The sequence below is a fragment of the Bifidobacterium sp. UTBIF-78 genome, assembly GCF_006408945.1.
Classification (GTDB): Bacteria; Actinomycetota; Actinomycetes; order Actinomycetales; family Bifidobacteriaceae; genus Bifidobacterium; species Bifidobacterium myosotis.
Map to the genome: position 1 here is coordinate 22522 of NZ_JFAO01000020.1, position 19360 is coordinate 41881.

At 59.8% G+C, this 19360-nt stretch carries 14 protein-coding genes and 1 pseudogene; 5 read left to right on the plus strand and 10 right to left on the minus strand.

All coding sequences use genetic code 11. The features are described from left to right. Nucleotides 1-38 precede the first annotated feature (38 nt). On the minus strand, nucleotides 39-1601 hold the full coding sequence (locus BG22_RS05420) for an ATP-dependent helicase (RefSeq protein WP_140493906.1): 1563 nt from the start codon (nucleotides 1599-1601) through the stop codon (nucleotides 39-41). A gap of 348 nt (nucleotides 1602-1949) precedes the next feature. Here BG22_RS05420 and BG22_RS05425 point away from each other — a divergent pair. Both BG22_RS05425 and BG22_RS05430 read left to right on the plus strand, forming a co-directional pair. Next, nucleotides 1950-3425 (plus strand): annotated as a pseudogene (locus tag BG22_RS05425) (phosphotransferase); the annotation flags it as partial. An 859-nt stretch (nucleotides 3426-4284) separates the two neighbouring features. Further along, nucleotides 4285-4509: a DUF3107 domain-containing protein gene (locus BG22_RS05430; RefSeq protein ID WP_094667776.1), complete on the plus strand. Its 225-nt coding sequence runs from the start codon at nucleotides 4285-4287 to the stop codon at nucleotides 4507-4509. 451 nt (nucleotides 4510-4960) lie between these two features. Here the strand turns inward: BG22_RS05430 and BG22_RS05435 are convergent, their stop codons facing one another. Then, nucleotides 4961-5854: a PHP domain-containing protein gene (locus tag BG22_RS05435; protein WP_140493909.1), complete on the minus strand. Its 894-nt coding sequence runs from the start codon at nucleotides 5852-5854 to the stop codon at nucleotides 4961-4963. Between the two features lie 303 nt (nucleotides 5855-6157). Here BG22_RS05435 and BG22_RS05440 point away from each other — a divergent pair, with 303 nt between their 5' ends. Next, nucleotides 6158-6910 (plus strand): vitamin K epoxide reductase family protein, encoded by a 753-nt coding sequence (locus tag BG22_RS05440; RefSeq protein WP_258186221.1) that lies wholly within the window; start codon nucleotides 6158-6160, stop codon nucleotides 6908-6910. Between the two features lie 312 nt (nucleotides 6911-7222). On the opposite strand, the gene dapF is transcribed toward BG22_RS05440, so the two are convergent. Then, nucleotides 7223-8116 (minus strand): diaminopimelate epimerase, encoded by an 894-nt coding sequence (gene dapF, locus BG22_RS05445; protein ID WP_140493911.1) that lies wholly within the window; start codon nucleotides 8114-8116, stop codon nucleotides 7223-7225. Between the two features lie 58 nt (nucleotides 8117-8174). Here dapF and murI point away from each other — a divergent pair, with 58 nt between their 5' ends. Further along, on the plus strand, nucleotides 8175-8969 hold the full coding sequence (gene murI / locus BG22_RS05450) for a glutamate racemase (protein ID WP_140493913.1): 795 nt from the start codon (nucleotides 8175-8177) through the stop codon (nucleotides 8967-8969). Between the two features lie 265 nt (nucleotides 8970-9234). Next, nucleotides 9235-10083, plus strand: a complete 849-nt coding sequence (locus tag BG22_RS05455) for a patatin family protein (protein ID WP_181163397.1) — start codon at nucleotides 9235-9237, stop codon at nucleotides 10081-10083. Between the two features lie 91 nt (nucleotides 10084-10174). Here BG22_RS05455 and BG22_RS05460 read toward each other — a convergent pair whose 3' ends face one another. From BG22_RS05460 to BG22_RS05490, 7 genes are all read right to left on the minus strand, one after another. Then, on the minus strand, nucleotides 10175-11452 hold the full coding sequence (locus tag BG22_RS05460) for an amidohydrolase family protein (protein WP_140493915.1): 1278 nt from the start codon (nucleotides 11450-11452) through the stop codon (nucleotides 10175-10177). A gap of 9 nt (nucleotides 11453-11461) precedes the next feature. After that, nucleotides 11462-12829: a glutamine synthetase family protein gene (locus tag BG22_RS05465; RefSeq protein WP_140493917.1), complete on the minus strand. Its 1368-nt coding sequence runs from the start codon at nucleotides 12827-12829 to the stop codon at nucleotides 11462-11464. A 115-nt stretch (nucleotides 12830-12944) separates the two neighbouring features. Continuing rightward, a complete protein-coding gene (locus BG22_RS05470; RefSeq protein ID WP_140493919.1) occupies nucleotides 12945-14354 on the minus strand; it encodes an APC family permease in 1410 nt (469 codons plus the stop codon). A gap of 260 nt (nucleotides 14355-14614) precedes the next feature. Then, the gene (locus BG22_RS05475) at nucleotides 14615-15325 is read right to left on the minus strand and encodes a class I SAM-dependent methyltransferase (protein ID WP_140493921.1); all 711 of its coding nucleotides are present in this window, start codon (nucleotides 15323-15325) and stop codon (nucleotides 14615-14617) included. Then, nucleotides 15322-16515: a methionine adenosyltransferase gene (gene metK, locus BG22_RS05480; protein WP_140493923.1), complete on the minus strand. Its 1194-nt coding sequence runs from the start codon at nucleotides 16513-16515 to the stop codon at nucleotides 15322-15324. Before metK ends, BG22_RS05475 begins: the two co-directional genes overlap by 4 nt. A 152-nt stretch (nucleotides 16516-16667) precedes the next feature. After that, entirely contained in the window at nucleotides 16668-17960 is a 1293-nt protein-coding gene (locus tag BG22_RS05485) for an O-acetylhomoserine aminocarboxypropyltransferase/cysteine synthase family protein (protein ID WP_140493925.1), read from the minus strand. A 427-nt stretch (nucleotides 17961-18387) separates the two neighbouring features. After that, on the minus strand, nucleotides 18388-19275 hold the full coding sequence (locus tag BG22_RS05490; protein ID WP_375137701.1) for an SPFH domain-containing protein: 888 nt from the start codon (nucleotides 19273-19275) through the stop codon (nucleotides 18388-18390). Nucleotides 19276-19360: the final 85 nt, after the last annotated feature.

The window sequence follows — 19360 nt, forward strand, 5'->3', positions numbered from 1 at the left end:
CAAAGCCCTCGATGCCCCGCTCCCCTTCACCGTGCGTATCACAGGAACCGTGACGGACGACGTTGTTGGGCGCCGTATCCGTCCTTGGTGCGCGCGTAGGAGAGATGCAGCGAGTCCTCGGCGCGCGTGATGCCCACATACATGAGCCGTCGCTCCTCCTCCAGGCTCTCCCCCGGCGCCGGCGCACCATACGGCAGCAGTCCCTCGGAGCAGCCCGCCAGGAACACATGCTTGAATTCCAGACCCTTGGCCGCATGGATGGTGGAAATCGTGACGCCGGAGTCGTCCTCCTGCCTGATGCCGGTGGCGTCCAATCCCATGGCCTCCAGCAACGCGCGTTTCGAGGCGGCGGAATCAGCGAGCGCGGTCGACTGCCATCCCGCGTCTCGGCGCACGCGGAACTTGAGGCCGGCCGCGCGCAACGCCGTGCCGAACACCGCCTGCTGAGCGTTGATGCGCGTGAGAATCGCACAATCCGAGGGCTTGGCTCCTGCGGCCACCAGCTTGCGTATGCGGGCGGCCACGCCCTGCGCCTCCTCCACATCGGTGTCGTATACGGTTCGGCTCACCCTCCGCCCCGGTTCGCGCGCGGACCGCAGTTTCAGGTAGTCGTCACGGTTCGGCGCCGCCGCGAGCACCCGGTTCGCCAGTCCCACCACTTCCGGCGTGGAACGGTAATCGATGCCGAGATTGATGTCGGCGGACAGCGGCCCGAATTCGTCGGCGAACCGCAGCAGATCCCAGCTGGACGCGCCGGCGAACGAGTAGATGGTCTGCGCCGGGTCCCCCACCACGCAGACGTTGCGATTCATCGCCGCCTTGCCATCAGGTCCGCCACCGCCGAGCCACAGGGTCAACAACCGGTGCTGCAGCGGGGAGACGTCCTGGTACTCGTCCACGGTGAGCCAGCCGATCGACGAGCGAATCTGGGCCGCGGCATCCGGGAAATCGTCCATGATGTGGCATACCAACAGCAGGATGTCGTCGAAGTCGATCTCCCCGCGCGAGGTCTTTTCCTGTTCGTAGGCGTCATACAATTTCGCGAAACGTTCCGGCTCGAGCCCGGACGGCGGCCGATGGTTCGCGGCCCTACAGATGCGCTCGTAGTCGGCCACGGGAATCAGGGAGATCTTGGCCCAGTTGATTTCCGCCAGCATGTCGCGCACGGTGAGTGGATCGATGTCGCTGCGCGCGGTGACACGGGTGATGGCCTGTGCGACCACGTCACGCTGGTCCTCGATGAGGTGCGGGAACGGGGCGTCGCACACATCCGTCCACACGCCGTTGAGCTGGTTCAGGGCCGCGGAGTGGAAGGTCGCGGCGGTCACGCCCTGGCCGGTTCCCTGACGCGCTGCGCCGCCCACGCCGAGTTGCGCCAGCCGGGCGCGCATTTCGGCGGCCGCCTTGACCGAGAAGGTGACGGCGAGTACCCGTTCGGGCTTCCAGGCACCGGTGGCGCAGGCGTAGGCGATGCGACGCGTAACCGTGCGCGTCTTGCCGGCGCCGGCACCGGCGATGATGCGCACCGGCCCGTTGAGCGTGGTCGCCGCCCTGCGCTGCTGCTCGTCGAGCCCTTCAAGAATCGTCTGTGCCTGTTCCATGCCCTCCATTGTGACACGGGCAAGGCGCCGGACGGCACGCTGGCCCGAGGCCGGCATGGCCGACGCGGCCCGAAGGTCCAGCTCGGATGCCGACGATGCAGACGCCTCGCGCACGGTATGCTTGCGGCCCACGGACGACGCGCGGACGCCGTTGATGCAACAGGCCGGCTCCGTCATGGCGCCGATACTCGCGTCGGCCGCTATGCCGAACACCGTGACGAATGCCAGCCGAATGCCATGGCAAACTCCATGTCGCCCGCCATGACGACCGGTGGAACGACCCATATGCCGTGTTTTCCGGTGTCGCCCGGCCCCGTGACGCATGTGATGTATTAGTGTTGAAGGGTGATGAAACGTAGCAATTATGTCTTGGCGGCGCTGACTTCGGCCGTCCTGCCGAATCTGGCTGTCGCCGGCGTGCGGGAGAGCACGCAGGCCAGTTCGACCGACGAGGCCAAGGGCATCGACCAGGCGGTGGTGCAGGACGCCTCCGGCAAGCTGTATGACGTCTACGCCACCGACACCAAGGAAGGGCGTACCCGGCTGATCCGCCGCGTCCGGGCGGCGCAGACGCTGGCCGCGGCGCGCGAACCGGGCGGACTCGGCTTCGATCTGGACAGGGTGATCGCCTTCTGCCCGGGCGACGTGGCCAAGCCCGGCCAGACCGCCACAGCGCAGGCGTTCCAGCGCGAGGATGCGGATGCGGCGGCGGCAGCCACCGTCGATACGGGCCGTCCCAGTCCCACCGGAGAGACGACCGTGATGATCGCCGCCCATCGTCAGGGGCAGTCGCGGCCGTTGGACCTGCTCACGCTGGACGACTGCGCCGCCGTGGGCACCGCCCTCGGCTCCATCCACCGGCTCTCCCCCGCGTTCCTGACCGCGGCCAAATATCCCGTGTTCACCACCGGGCAGATTCACGCGCAGCTGACCGCATGGATCAAGCGTCTGCGTTCGGCCGGCCATGTTCCGGGCGAAATCACCAACAGCTGGGCCCGCGTCATCGAGACCGACGGCCTGTGGTCGTTCGCCACCTGCACAGTGCATGGCGGGTTTTCGGACGGCGATCTGCTGTTCTCAGGCTCCACCATCACCGCCGTGACCAACTGGCAGGACATGCAGGTCAACGACCCGGCCCGTGACCTCGCCTGGATTTTCGGCAAACTGGACGAAACCCACCGCAATGCCGTGCTTTCCGCATACGGGCGCATGATGGGCTCCCGTCTGGACGATCTCATCATGCTGCGCGCCAACCTGTGGCTACAGATGGAGCAGGTGGGCGAATTCATTCAGGCGCTGAACCGCGGCGACAACGATAAGATCATGCAGTTCAAGGCTCAGGTAGAGCGTCTGGCCCATCAGCTGGGCGTCATCAGCCGCGACGCCACACCCGCGCCCGACGCCAAGGCCGCAGCGGGAGGGGCGGGCACGTCCGGCAACGAATCGCCTTCCACGATCACCGTGGGCACGCTTCTGCATGATGACCGGCGCCACGGCACGACACCGGCGCGCCCCGCGTCCGACACCACCCGCGCATCAGGCACCGGCTCGCGGGCTGCAGGCGCCGTCACGACGGGCACCGCGACGGGCACCACCGACGCCACACCCGATCCCGATCGCACCGGTTCCGCCGAAATCTCGGCCGCCGGCAACGTCGATATCACGCCGGAGGTCTCCGGTGCCGCGTCGGACCGCACCGCTGATCATCCGCTGGCAGGCAGACCGCTGACGGGAACCGGCACCGGCTCGACCGCACCCCAGCGTTCGCAATCCTCGCCGCACTCCTCGGTGACCATCACATTGAAGGAGCTACTGGAGATGGACAAGCGCGCCTCGTCCGGCTCATCTCGAGGAGCCGTAGGCGACAGCAACGTTGCCGGGGCTTCGACTGATGCGACCAAGGACTCTGTTGCAACCAACGGCTCCGCGACGACGGGCACTGCGTCTCATGGCAATCCCGCTGGCGCCGTGGACCGCGCCGCCGGTGGAACCGGTTTCTCCAGCGCGTCCGCCCGACCCGCCGCAGCAGGCGCACGCACCTTCCACGTACCCCGTCCGCTCTTCCCCACCTCTGTGCGCGATGACGACGACACCGGGGAACGATTCGCGCATTCCTCCAACGCCAAGACCACAGTCATCCCGTTGCTCGAGCGCGAGGAACGCGCCCTGCGCGACGCCCACGCCGGTTTGGATGGATACGACGCCGACGGCAATCCCGTGACGGGTACGGCCGAATCCGCCGTGGCGCCCGTCGCTGCGTCGGGCGCCATGTCCGAAGTCGGTCAGGACTCCAGACGCGAAGCCGACGCCGGTCAGACAGCCGATCAAAGCGACAGTCTGGACAACAGCTCCGCGAAAGGGGACGCGGCATCCACCGATGGTGACGAATCCTCCGTCACCTCGGCACCGAACGCATCGGAAGACACCAAGGACTCCACAACAAATTCTGCGGCAGATTCTGCAGCGGATTCCACGCCGAGCGCATAACCATCGCGCCTCCGCTCTCGACGGACGACGCAATGGGACATAATCGATAACAAACCAACCGAACATAGCCGGTTGCGGTGGTCATATGGTCACACGGCCACATGACTGCGTCATGCGTCACCTCGCATGACGACACCGCCGCAACCGGCACATCACATCACCGGCCGAAAACGGACCGGGCCAACGAGGAGTATTCATGGATATCGAACTGGGCATTCAGAACGTGGCACGACCGGTGAACTTCAGCACCGAGGATTCCGCGGACAAGGTGAGCGCGGTCATCGCTCAGGCTGTGGAGACCGGCGCCTCCATCGACCTGACCGACGACAAGGGTCGCCGCATCATCGTGCCCGCCAAGGCCCTCGGCTACGCCATCATCGGTTCGGAGACCAAGCACGCTGTCGGTTTCGGCGCTCTCTGATCGTCTTGGGCCCTTATCTTGGGTCCCTACCGCTGACCTGAACCCCTGGCTTGCCCCCAACCCCTGTCTCGGCCCCCGCAGGCCTTCCCTAACTATTTGCCTGACGGTTCTCGACGTTTGCCTGACGGATTTCGACATCTAACTGTCGGAACCCATCGCTTGACTGTCGGATTTCTACGCTTGACTGTCGGATTTCATGCATGTGGTGTACGAGAACCGTCAGTCAAACGTCGAAATCCGACAGTCATCCGAAAACCGACTGCTGTCTGATATGCGATGCCGGTTCAACGATGCCGGTTCAATACCATCGATTGAAATATCGGTTGATGATACCTGTTCAACGTCGCCAAACAGGTGCCGTCAAACCCGGCTGGTGCTGGCCGGTACCAACCAGCACCAGCCGACATAACCCGACGCACCAGCCGACATAACCCGACGCATTGCGCCGGCATCACCGGTACAGCGGCAACACACCCCTACGCACGATTTCGGCGACGGTGGCCTCGTCGGTGAGGTTCTCCCCCAGCCGGTTCGGCTTGCCCTTGCCATGCCAATCGGACCCGCCGGTAACCAGCAGATGGCGTCTACGGCAGATGTCGAGCAACCGTTCGCGCTGTTCGGGCGGGTTGCCGCGATGCCATACTTCCAGACCATCCAGCCCCTCATCGGCCAACGCCTCGATCTGGGCGTCCGTCATCAGGCGGGGGTTGCGGCTCAAATCACCGGCGTGGGCGATGATGACCACGCCCCCGGCCTCCTTGACCGCCGCCACCACCTCATGCGTGGTGGGCGAGGGCGTGGGGATGTAGTACTTGGACGCCGAGTTGACCGCATCGGCGAACGCCTGCGAACGGTTCTCATAGACTCCAGCACTCACCAACGCGTCCGCGATATGCGGCCTGCCGATGGTGGTCTTGCCGCCTTCCTTGACCTGATCGAGGACGGACTGCCAGGAGATCGGGTAATCACGAGACAACAACTCGACCATGCGCTGCGTGCGCCTGAGCCGCGCGGCGCGGGTGGTCTCGAACAGATTCACGATGTGCGCGTTGGCGGGGTCGTACTGGTAGCCGAGCATATGCACGGACAAATCCTCGTCGGTGGCGGTGATTTCGGTGCCGCGCAGCAACGGCAGCCCGACCTGTCGCGCCGCCGCCTCGGCTTCACCCCAGCCGGCGGTGGTGTCATGATCGGAGATGGCGACGCCGCACAGCCCCAGCGCCTTCGACTGCTCGGCAAGCGTGGTCGGCGTTTCCGTACCGTCGGAGAACACGGTGTGGCAGTGGATATCCCACCCGGTCGCAGGCGGCATTGCAGGCATCACGTATCCAGTCATACTCTCCATCGTAACCCGTTTTGCCGGCTTTTTCGTACGCGAGGCCGATGCCGGCTTGCTTGCCGCCCCGTCGCCGTCGCCTTCGGCGGATAGCGAATCATATGAAGCGATTCACCGCACATGACAAGCGCAGACGCTAGGCTGGAGCCCAGCACACCAAGGCCCGTCCCCACGGAGCCGGCAGGATGCGCTCACGCACCGGCAGGACGCTTCCCCATCGTGACGCCAACGACGTGGAATGATCGGCACCACCGGCAAGCACGAGGCGTATCGACTCCAGGACAAGGCCACGCAACACTGCAGGGGGACACCATGACGAGCACAACACGCATCACATCCGCTTCCACCGACACCGTTGACGACACCGAAAACGCCGGCAACGTCCAGTCCGCCGATACCGGTTTCCGCGAGTCGCAATCCGATATCCTGCTCGACGCGCCGCGATTCACCGGCTGGCGTCATTCCGCCACATGGACGTATCTCATCGTGCTGATCGCCTCGCTCGTGGCGTTGGGCACGTCGTTCATCCTCTCCGCGGAGACGCTGCAATTGGCCCGCAACCCCGGGGCTTCGCTCGGCTGCGATGTGAACGCCGTGATCTCCTGCTCCACCGTCGCGCAGTCCTGGCAGGCGGAGATCGTGAAGTTCGGCGGACTATCTTATCCGAACGCCTTCTTCGGCATCGCCGCCGAAAGCGTGTTCGTCACCATCGCGGTGATCGGATTGGCCCGCGTGCGCGTGCCGCGCTGGTTCGCCACCTGCACATGGCTGGGCGGTCTCGCCGCACTGGCCTACTCGTACTGGCTGAGCACCCAGTCGCTGTTCGTGATCCACGCGCTGTGCCCGTGGTGCCTGACGCTCATGTTCTCGACCACCATCCAATTCATGGCGCTCAGCCACGCCACCGTCGCCGTTCAAGGTCTGCCGTCCGGCAAGGACGGCGAGATTCCGGCTGGATTGTCGAAGTACTACCGTCTCGGCATCGACCTCATGATCGATGTGCTGTGGATCGTGGCCATCGTGGTGCTCATCATCGTCACCGAAGGCGCCGCGTTGTTCGCGTGAGGGTTGCCGGTCCGACTCCTGCCTGAGGCGGCCTCCGCCTGAGCAGCCCCTGCCTGAGACGGCCCCACACGCGGATATAACTGAGTATCCTGCGCCATGAATTCGTTTATTGATTCACTACCCCTCAAACCGCTTCGCGGGCCAGCTCCCCTAACAAGGGGAGCCAAAAATATAGTCAACGAATTTTGGCGCGGGATACCAGTAATGACGCGCAACCAGCGGACCCACAATCGGGAGGATCAAAATGCGGCCCCGCATCAGCGAGACCGCAAGAACAGCGATAACAAACCCCGATTCGGCCGGACCGGCAGCCTATAGCAACGTCACCTCGCCAACCAACGTGGCCGAACCGGTCAGCCGCACGTCATCGGCGCTGACATCGACACGCAGCGTGCCGCCACGCACGGTGATGTCCCAATGGTCGATGCCGGTCTTGGCGCGCAGCACCACGCCGGTGGCGCACAGACCCGTGCCGCACGACAGCGTCTCGCCGCAACCGCGTTCGTTGACGCGCATCGTCGCCTCGCCCACGCCGGTGTTCTGATCGATGTCGTCGACGCGCACGAACTCCACGTTCTGGTCCGACTCGATTACCGGGGCGACCACGGGCTTGGTGACGAGGTCCAGATCCTCGACCACCGGCAGCGTGGCGAAGGCATCCTCGATCACCGCCACCACATGCGGATTGCCCATATCCACGAACGTACCCCGCGCGGAGCCCGACGTGCCCGGGATGGTGACCTCGTAGGCGTCCTCCTCGCCGATATGCCACGCCCCCATCTCCACTTGGAACACGTTGGCGCCATACGGCTTCATATTGCCCCGCGGCGTGAGCACCTTGACTCCGGCGCGCGTGCCGAGCCGGAACGGTTCGGTCGAGTCGGCGACGCCCTCGTGCTGGGCGAACAGGGTGATTGCGCGCGTGCCGTTGCCGCACATCTCCGCCAAGGAGCCGTCGGCGTTTCGATAGTCCATGAACCATTGCGCTCCATCAGCGTGCGTGGCGTCCACCTGTTCACGGCTCAGATCGGAGACATGCTCGGGAGCGGTCAGGCGAATCAGCCCGTCGCCGCCGATGCCGAAATGACGGTCGCACAGGAATCGAATCTCATCGGGCGTGGGCTCGAATTCACCCGAACGGTCGAGATACACCACGAAATCATTGCCGGTGGCGTGCACCTTGGTCACTTGTTGCGGAAGACTCATGGCTTACAGAGTACTCTGGTAACCGACACTGCGGCGTCAACAACAGGAGGAATCAGACATGAGCTCAACATCGCCGATCGGCGTGTTCGATTCAGGTCTCGGCGGCATTTCGGTGGTTCGTCAGATGGTGAAGGACATGCCGGGCGAGCATGTGCTGTATTTCGGCGATTCCGCCAACGCGCCGTATGGCACCAAGACGCCGGAGCAGGTGCGCGCGCTGAGCTTCGACATCGTGGAACACTTCGTGAAACAGGGCGTCAAGGCCGTGGTCATCGCCTGTAACACGGCCACATCGGCTGCGGTGAACGACCTGCGTGAGCGGTATGACATCCCGATCATCGGCATGGAGCCGGCGCTGAAGATCGCCTGCGACCGGGGGGACGTGCCGTCCGACCCGCATCATATCCCGCAACGCGTGATTGTGGCGGCCACGCCGTTGACGTTGCGCGAGCGCAAATTCGCCAAGCTGATGGACCGGTTCGATTCGGACAACGAGATCTACAAGGAGCCGTGCCCCGATTTGGTGGAAATCGTGGAGTCCGGCCGGCTCGACGACCATGATCTAGTGATGCGCACCCTGCACGGGTATTTCGACCAGTACGACCTCGACCGTATCGATTCGGTGGTGCTCGGCTGCACACATTTCGTGTTCTACCGCGACTATTTCCGCGAGCTGCTCCCCGAACGCGCCGCGATCATCGACGGCAACGAAGGCACGGTGCGTCACCTCGGCGTGGTGCTCGAATCCCTGGGCAAGCTGGCGCCGGAAGACACCGTCGGCGGCGTGGAGCTCGCCAATTCCGACCCGTCGGCGCGTATCGCCGAGCTGTCGCGGGCGCTGCTGAGCCGCTGACGATGGCCCGGCCGCCACACGTCACGCGCCGCACTCGCCACCACGCGCCAATTAATGGTCGCTTACGTCCCACGGTGTAGGGATTTTCCCACCGTGTAGGGATGCAAAAATGAAGAATGGCGGAATCAAGCCGTTTTTCATCACTACACCGTGAGAGTTTCCCTACACGGTGGGAAAATCCCTACATCATGGGGTGCATTGTCCAGTGCCTTGTCCGGTCGGAGCGCGTAAGCTCTGCCCTATCGGATTGAACAGGGGGATAGTCATGACAGCAAAGTCCGCGATGATCGACGTCGGCGGCGGATTCCGCGCGATTTTCGGCTGCGGGGTGATGGATCGCATGCTGGAGGATGGCATCGACGTGGACATGTGCTATGGCGTCTCCGCCGGCGCGGCCAACATGACCTCGTTCATCGCCCGCCAGCATGGCCGCAACCACACGTTCTACACCAAGTACGCCTTCCGCAAGGAGTATGCGAGCGCGGAAAGCTTCTTCAAGAACCACAACTTCGCCAATCTGGACTACATCTATGGAACGCTGAGCAACCATGACGGCGAGTATCCGGTGGATTTCGAGGCGTTCGAGGCCAATCCCACCGGATTCACGGTGGTTGCCTGCAATGCGGAGGACGGCTCGGCCAAGTACTTCGACAAGTCCCGTATCCGGTACGACGATTTCGACATCGTCAAGGCGTCGTCCGCGGTGCCGGTGGCCTGCGAGCCGTACGTCGTGGACGGTGTGCCGTATTTCGACGGCGGCATCGCCGACCCGATCCCGGTGCAGAAGGCACTGGATGATGGGTATGAACGTGTGATCCTGATCCTGTCCCGTCTGCGCGACGAGATCCGTCAGCAGCGCAAGGATCTGGCCCCCGCGCGTATCCTGGAGCGCACGTATCCGGCGGCGGCCGAACGGCTTCGCGAGCGCTACAGGACCTACAACGACGAAATCGAGCTCGCGAAGCAGTACGAGGCCGAGGGCCGAGTGCTCATCCTCGCCCCCGAGGAGCTGTACGGCCTCAACACCCTGAAGAAAAACTTCGAGGGTCTTGAGATGATGTACCGCAAGGGATACGCCGCCGCTGAGGCGATTCCAGAGTTCTTGGGGCGATGATCGAGAGGATTTCTCGCTCTCGATCATCGTCGAAGGATTGTTCTGAATAATTGCTGCATTGACTCATCCCTCGCCGGGCAAGGCAGGACCATCATAATCCATACACTCGCCGGGCATTGGCTTGAGCAATCCCATCAATAACATCAATGGCTTGCCGCTCAGTCCAGACACCTTCGTGTACCCATTCAACGGCAATCTGCGCAATATGCCTGCGGAACAGCACCGATGCAAGGTAATGCAGCTCGGCAAGCCCTATGCCATCTGATGCATACAGCAGTTTATCGAATGGGCACCAAGCCAACACCTCGCGTAGCAGTTCTCCCACCTGTGCTCCCATGTGGGGATTGGATAGGCTCACATCCATATATACGTTCGCATGCACTGAGCATAGAAACGCCGCTTCACGCTCATACGGCACGCAATGGAGCAACACGATGGGGGATCCGTGCTCCTTGGCCCACCGAATCAAAGGAACCAAATGAGAGGGATTGCATTCGGCCAGTGCTGTGTCCGCATCCCCCACCCCCACATGGAATTGCACAGGTAGTCCTAATATCGTTGCCTCTCTATCTATGAACGCTTCAATCACAGGGTCGACAAGCCTGTGCCGACCAAGGGCGTCAAGGTTTTTCACGGATTGAGTTACCTGTTGTTCGTCGATGGCAAGCCAAGAAAGAGCGAATCCCGTGCGGTATGCCGCAATGCTTTTGAATCCAACAGACACCGATGCCGATTCCCGGAGCCGCTGTCGGAATACTTCAATGAACCGTTCCGGCTCATGCTCGGTTTCGGATAATACCGATTCGGCCAAGACCTCGATGCGGGTCAGGCGTTTCACGGTTCCATCAACAAGCGTCTCCAATTCTTCCGGACCGTGAAGAGACTCAGCGGCAAAACCGGAATCGATAATCCAAGTGGAAACACCAGCCAGCCTGAGGAACTTCCGATCCAAAACCGTCTCAGAATGAGCATCAACAAACGCATGACGCGTCTTCAGGTAATCGGCTGACGATACCCCTGTCGATGAGCCATTTGATTCCCTGAGCAATGGAAAGCAATCCCGCAACAGAGCATACCCGAATTGGCTACGCATACGATCAATCGCATCCGGCCATGCATCATCATCGAGAAACACCGCCTCCTGAAATTCTTCATCGCTGGGTTCATGCCCATACACCGAATGCGCATGCTGGTCTATCAAAGGCACCCGAGCGGCGTACTCATTGATGACGTCCACATGACTTTCATTGTCTCGTTCGTATGATTGTTCCGTCAGAACCGGCAACACGTTCCCCTTTTCCGCATAAAAGGTGCCATATCCGTCAATGCAGCGACGATATGGCACGCAAACCAGATTCAAACCGTTCAAATCAACCTATCACCAAAGGTTGCGGAACAGCCACGCAAGTTCTTCTGCCGACTTGTCCTTGTACGTGGCCTCGTTGAGGTTTCTTACCTGAACGAGGGCGTCCACCAAAGCATCACCGAAATACGAACGCACAGCGGCAGACTGGTCCACCGCTTCGGTAACCGCATGGTATGAGGCCGGGAACGGCACGATGCCGCGCTCACGCTTCTCCTCATCGGAATAGTCACCCGGATACCGGGTGGTCTCCTTGGCCAGAGGCAACTTCTTCTCAATGCCCTCGAGCGCAGAGAACAGCAATCCCGCTACCGAAAGATACGGGTTCGCGGCCGAATCACGGTTTTTGACCTCGATGTTCGCGCCATGCGGGTTACCGATGTTGTTCTCGATGAAGCGGATGGCGGCCTCACGGTTTTCAAGGCCCCAGCTCACAGCCGCACCGGTCCAAGTTTCCGGCTGCAGACGAAGCAGCGAAACCGGGGAACCAGCCAAAATGGCAGTCAAATCAGCCAGATGGGCCTGAACACCGGCGATGGCCGAGGCGCCCTCTTCCGTCAACCCGTGCGGCCCCTTGCCTCCGGAAAGCAGCGAGGTACCGTCGGAGAGATGGGACAGCGAGAAGTGCACGTGGCCGCCATTACCGGGTTGATCCACAAAAGGCTTGGGAGACAGCACAGCCACCAGCCCATGCTTCGCGGCAACACGCTTCAGCAGGAGTTTGAACAGTACGTTCTTGTCCGCAGCGGCAAGCGGCGTGTCAGGTGCGATGGAAACCTCGAACTGGTTGGTACCCCATTCGGTATGCACCTGATCAAGATCAATGCCAGCGTTGTCGGCCGCTGCAATCAGGTCGGCGAAGAACGCATCCTTTTCAAGGAAGGTTTGTGAACCATAACCCTGCCATGGAGTCTGCTGCAGGCCCTCCGAAGTGCGGGCTGTGGCCACCTCGGGCGGAAGAAGCAGGAATTCAAATTCGAAGCCGAACAGAGCTTCATAGCCTAGATCGTTGGCCTTGCGCTCGGCCTCGATGAGTTTGGTGCGCGGATCATATTCGGAAACCGTGCCATCCTGATTAGTCAGGTTGGTGGGCCCCCAGAGTACAAGGTCGTCATAGGGACGCAATGCAGCAGAGTCCAGATGCAGTCGCAAATCGCCGGAGACATTGAACTTCTCATTTTCGGCGAAGGAGTTGTCCGCGCCAAACACCACCCAGACCAGAGCGGCGCCCAAGCCGTTGCGTTCAAACGCCTCACGGCGACGGGCGGGTACCGACTTGGCTCTGGTGACACCGGCAAGATCGACATAGGTTCCGGTGACAATCTGGGCCGGCCTGCGCTCTGCGATCTCGTTGGCCGTGGCGTTGATGGTGAGGTTGGTCATGATGATATTCCTTTACGATAGTGAGCTTCGTGTGTTTGCTCGATGGATGTGATGAATGAATATGTGATTATGCGATGGATGAACATGTCGCATAAGACGTTGGAGACGGATGGAATCAGGCGAAGTACTCCTGCAGGTTTTCGCTGGCTCCGAGCTTCTTAGTAAAGAATCCGGTTCTGATTGCGATAATCACGACACCAACAAGCAGCCATACGGAGCCAATGGTCCACGCAAGCGGGCCAAGTCCCGTGAAAATCCACACGCTCACGGCGGTGCCGATGAGCGGAGCGACCACATGGGTCAGAACGGAACGCGGGCTCTTGTCGTCCGAAGTGATGAACAGCTTCCAGATCACCGTGAGATTGAGCAGCACGAATGCAATCAGTGCGCCATAGCTGACGGCGTTGCCCAAAATGTCGGTGCTGGTGGCAAGAGCAAGCACCAGACTGACGGCGGCCACCACGAGCGTGGCGAACACAGGTGTATGGGTCTTCTCGTTGAGCTTGCCGAACTGTCGCGGCAGGATACCGTCACGTCCCACCGCATACAGGATGCGCGAAACGGATGTGACGCATTCCTCTCCAGAGGCCAGGGAGAACGAAAGCACAATCACGATGCTGGCGAACAATTGCAACGGAGCGCCGCCGACAATACCGAGAATGTCGAGGAACCCACTGTCCGGATTGATTTTGGTGTAATCAGGCTGAACCGAACCGGCAAGGAACGTCAGCAACACGAATACAGCGCCAATGATGAGAATCGATGTGATGATGGCTTTCGGTACGGTTCGACGCGGATTTTCGGCTTCCTCCGAGAGCGTGCTGATAGCGTCATAGCCGAGGAAAGATACAATCACCAGTCCGATGGCGCTAAGCACATTGGAGAAGCTGAAGTCCTGAGGGTTATAGAATGCCGCGAGAGAGAAATGCACGCTGCCGTTCGCCACTGCCAACAGCGTTGCCCCGACGAACCAGACGATAAGAACCACCTGCAGACCAAGGAACAAAGCGGACAGCTTGGAAAGCACATTGATGCCGAGAATGGAAATGGTGGTGATGGCAGCGATGATAACGATTGCCCATACCCATCCGGGTACAACCGGAATCAGGGATGTCAGGAAACTGGTACCTACCAGCGTCGTCACAGCCGGCAGCAGCAGGTAGTCAAGAATAATGCTCCATCCGGCGATGAAACCCACGCCGCCGGAACCGGTCCCCTGCCTAACGAAGTTATATACGGATCCGGCGTATGGGTATAGCTTCACCAGCTGCGTATAGCTGTATGCAGTGAACAGCATAGCCACCAATCCGATGAGATAGGCCGTGGCAACCAATCCGTGCGCGCCGGCCACTTGGGAGCCATAGAACGCAATCGGCGCCACCGGAATCATGAAAATCAGGCCATAGGTGACCAAATCGGAAAACCCGAGGGTGCGATTCAGCTTTGTTGTTGTGTTTGTCGTTGCAGTGCCTATGGCACCGGCTTTGGCGGCCAAGGATGGTGCCGCCGTAGTTTGTGCAGTCATTACGTAATCCCCTTCATGCTGCAATGGTGATGTATGCGGGCGAATGCCCAGTGAGATTCGTTCCGTTTCAGCCCCAAACTTCTCAAGCGGAACGTTGCCGTTTATCGTAGCGCCAATATGACGCTCGTGGGACCGTGTCATTATCCGGAATTCGATGTCTTCGATATAACGGCCGCTTATGCCCCAGACGCAGTGCGACGAAGCAGCTGGCCCACGCCGTAAACGATTATGATGGTCAATCCGATTACAGATCGCTCAAGTCAGAACTTCCGTGCCGTCAGAGCCACGTAGCTGCCTTCCTGATACCCCTCGGTCACGGGTTCAGGAGCATCATTCTGGTAAATGAGATGCCTACGCAACGTCTGCCACGTACGTTGTTCGACGAAGCCGGCATCATTAAGCAAACCGCCATACCATTCGGTGGTTCGCCAGTATTCCTTATGCGGCGTTTCCGCGCCGTACCAACTCGTCGCCAGCACATGAGACACATACGTGGGCTTATTGAGGAAAAAGGAGGCTTGCACGGCGATACCGAGCGCACTGGCAGGTGGCACATCCAGCAGCGCGATGACGCCACCGGGCTTGAGCTGCCGCCAATGTCGTTTCAGCACTGCCCGCAAAGAGACCTCGTCGATGAATCCAAACGCGCTGCCGTTATAAAACACCGTGTCCAAAGACTCATCCTCAAACGGCACGTCCTGGATGAGTTTGCGAATCACATGGAAGCCACGCTGTTCCGCCTCATCGGCCAAATCAGGAGCCGGTTCCACGATATCGTTCACTGCAATGTCATACCGCTTCAACGCATCCTCGTAGGAACCGGTGCCAGCGCCGACCGATACGGTCCTTCCGGTAGATCGCGTGCCGTCCAAGGTGATGGCGGTTCTCAATAGTTCGAGTTTGGAAGCGAAGATGTTCGGGTGGTCCCGTTCGAAGTCATCGAAGTACTCGCGCTTGTATTCATCGTTCATCGCACGTTCCCCAGCAGTTCCTCCACCTTATCGGTGCGCTCCCATGTGAAATCCTCGTCATCGCGTCCGAAATGCCCATAAGCCGCAGTCTTGCGGTAGATGGGTCGTCTCAGATCGAGTTCATCGATGATGGCGAGCTGTCGGAAGTCGAAGGTCTTCCGCACCGCACGCTCGATGGCGGCACGATCCACCGTCTCGGTACCGAAGGTCTCCACGTCCACAGTGATAGGGCTTGCCGATCGATTAAGATAGCCGAGTTCGACCTGTGCGCGTCGGGCAAGGCCTGCAGCCACTATGTTCTTGGCAGCCCAACGTGCCGCATATGCCGCGGAGCGGTCGGGCTTTCGTGGGTCCTTGCCAGAGAATGCGCCACCACCGTGTCCTGCCACTCCGCCGTATGTGTCCACAATGATCTTTCGCCCGGTAAGGCCTGCATCCGCTTTCGGACCGCCGTTGATAAATGGAGACTCGTTGATTACCACTTGTGCCTGAGATGCATCGACATCCAATGTCTCCAGTACCGGTTCAAGCACATGTTCTCGAACCAAGGCGCGCACTTCATCCAGTCCGAGTTCATCGGAATGCTGGGTCGAGATAAGGATATGGCGAATCGCTTTCGGATCGGTAATATTGTCATTGGCGTATTCCACCGACACCAACGTCTTGCCATCCGGTCTCAGCAACGGAACAATGCCGTTTTTTCGCACATACGCCAAACGTTCGGCAAGCCGGCTCGCGGCGTAGATCGGCAACGGCAATAGGGCTTTCGTATCATCCGAAGCATAGCCGATCATAAGGCCCTGATCACCGCCGAAGGTGTTGTATGCCTCTTCACGGTCAAGTTCGGAATCATCGCCGAAGTTGCCGAAGGCTCCGCCATCCTCGCTATCGAATTCCCTCGGACGGATATTGTTAATCACTCCGGCACCTTCGGCGTCAAGGCCGACTGCGGCGCTAGTGTATCCGATGGAGGCTATAGCCTCACGCACAATAGCCACATGGTCGAGTGTCTGAGGTGCCGAGACCTCCCCCTCCACGACCACCAATCCGTCCTTGGCTGAGGTTTCGACAGCCACGCGAGAGTCCGGATCAATTTCGAGATATGCATCGAGAATCGAATCGGATATGATGTCGCATACTTTATCCGGATGACCTTCGGTTACGGATTCAGAGACGAGTATTCTACCCATGATTGATATTTCCTTATTTCCTTGATATGTGTCGGATGGGGTGACTACGCCGATTACTGGATTGCAATGGCGCAAAAATAAAAAGGCAAAAAGAGGCAAGTTCTCGAGATAAACGAGACCGTCGCTTCTGCCACTGATACCTGTTTGCGAGGCTAATAGGCCGCCGCTATAGCCTGATCGAGATCGGCGATGAGATCGTCCGCATCCTCCAAACCGATGGACAGACGAATGAGATTGTCGGTCACACCATTTTCGCGAAGCGTCTGCACCGATACCTCACGATTAATGATGGGGCCGGGATCGACTATAAGCGATTGGACATCACCGATATTGGGAATGTACGTGAAGACTCGGGTTTCATTGAGAATTCGACGAACATTGTCACGAGTGCCTTCCACCAGAAATGAGAGCACCGCGCCCACTCCTTGCGGATAGTATTTGTTCACCAAATCTCGTTGTGCGTTCGTGCCGAGCGAAGCATAGTTGACCTTAAGCACATGAGGCACATGGGTGAGATGCTCGGCTACGATTGCGGCCGTAGCGGTTTCCCGCGCTTCTCGCTCTGGTAAGGTGGCAAGTCCGGCAAGGGTCAGATAGGCGTTGAATGGACTTTGCGCTGCGCCAAAGGTGCGCAGGTATTCGATGCGAATACGACTGATGAACGCCTTGGAACCAAATCTGCTGACGAAACTGTGACGGATGCCCTTGCGTTCGTCGCTGATTACCAGCTCCTGATCGGTGAATTGCGGGAACCGACCGTTGGCCCAATCGAATCGACCTGCATCGATAACGGCACCTCCGATGGCATTGCCATGACCTCCGATGCCTTTGGTGGTGGAATGCACCACGATATCGGCGCCAAATTCGATAGGCCGGAAGAGGTAAGGCGTGGGAATGGTGTTATCGATGATGAGCGGGATATGGTGACGATGTGCCAACTCCGCCAACGGCTCCACATCCGTGATTTCCGTAGTGGGATTCGCCACAGATTCCGCATAGATGGCTTTGGTATCCGGTTTGATAACCGACTCGACCTCGGCGAGATCGTTGACGTTCCGGACGAAATCAGTATGGACTCCGAAACGAGGGAAAAAGGACTTCATAGCGTCTACGGAAGCACCGTATAGATTGGCCGGCGAAATGATGCGTCCGCCTTCTGCCGCATTCAATAGAGCAGATGAGATGGCGGCCATGCCGGAAGCGAACACCACCGCGCCCACTCCACCCTCCAAGGCAGCCAGTCGTCGTTCCAGCACGTCAACAGTCGGGTTGGCAACGCGCGAATACGTAAAGCCTTCCAAGTCGCCGGCAGCAAGAGCATCACCACGAACCGCATTTTCCAAATCGAATGCCGCAGTGGCATAAATTGGCACCACTGCGGCATCTGCGTTAGCGCGTCTGTCATAACCCGCATGAATTGCCTTCGTGCTGAAATCCTGAGTCATTGCGTGAATCCCCTTTTGCAATGGATACGACCGCCACGACAATCGCGGCGAAAATGGCGATGCAACCAATCCTAAAATCCCCAACTGGATCGGTTGATGGCCATGCTAGCAATTCATCGCCATGCACACCACGGTTTCGTTATTCATATTCAAGACATGAAGCTATAACCATCATTTATGCAGATTGGGAATCTTCCGCTCATATACGCATTATGACCTTAATCTCTGGAAAGAATCCAGCAGATATTGTTTTTTAAATAAAAAGAACGGCTGTGAATTCTCTCACTCAATAATCCCAGTGTGAGAATTCACAGCCGTTCAGAATAGTCGTTCGAAATGATACATAAATTATTTATGCCATATCATTCGATAGCATTCGAAAACGACATCTTTTTTTCTGGAGCAGATACTACCTGCCGCCACTCCGTCACTTCACATCAGAGGCGGTGAGCATGGCCTTGGTGACCTGCTCGTAGAGGTCCTGATAACCGCCGGGCGTGGAGGCGGGCAGCACCACGGTCTTGGCGTTGCCGGACTCGGACAGCGAGCGCATCACGTCAAGGTACTGGTTGAACAGCACCACGTTGTTCACGTCGTTGATGCTCATGCCCACCGCCTGCAGACTCTTGATCTGGTCCACGATACCGTTGGCGATCTCACGGCGGTAGTTGGCCTGGCCTTCACCCTGCAGACGGGTCTTCTCGGCCTCGGCGGCGGCCTGCGTCTCGATTTGGATGCGCTGGGCCTCGGCGCGCTGGCGGGTGGCCTCCTTCTCACGCTGCGCGGCGTTGATGGAGTCCATCGCGTTCTTGACCTGCGGCGAGGGGTCGATCGCGGTGATCAGTGTCTTGACCACGGTGAAGCCGAACCGGCTCATCTCATTGCCCACGGTCTTCTGCACGTCGGAGGCCACGTCGTCCTTGCGGGCGAAGGCATCATCCAGTGTCAGGGCGGGGATGGCGGAGCGCAGCGCGTCCTCCATGTAGCTACGCAGCTGTCCGGCCGGATCGCGCAGCTCGTAGTAGGCGGTGGCCACGTTCTCCGGGTTCACGCGGAACTGCGTGGAGGCCACCACAGTGACGAACACGTTGTCGAGCGTCTTGGTCTCCAACTGCACGTTGAGCTGGTTGACGCGCATGTTGGTCTTCATGGCGATACGATCCACGAGCGGAATGCGCATGTGGATGCCCGCGAACTGCACCTTCTGGAATTTGCCGAATCGCTCTATGATGTACGCCTGCTGCTGCGGCACGACGAAAATCGCCGCACACAGCAACAGGAAGATGACGACCAGCAGAATAATAAGCAATATCATGGTCCCTCCGAACATGGCTGCTATGGATGCCATCGAAAGCCCCCTTCCCAAGGGCCAAGCACGGCCTTCCTTGTGCCGTGTCCTT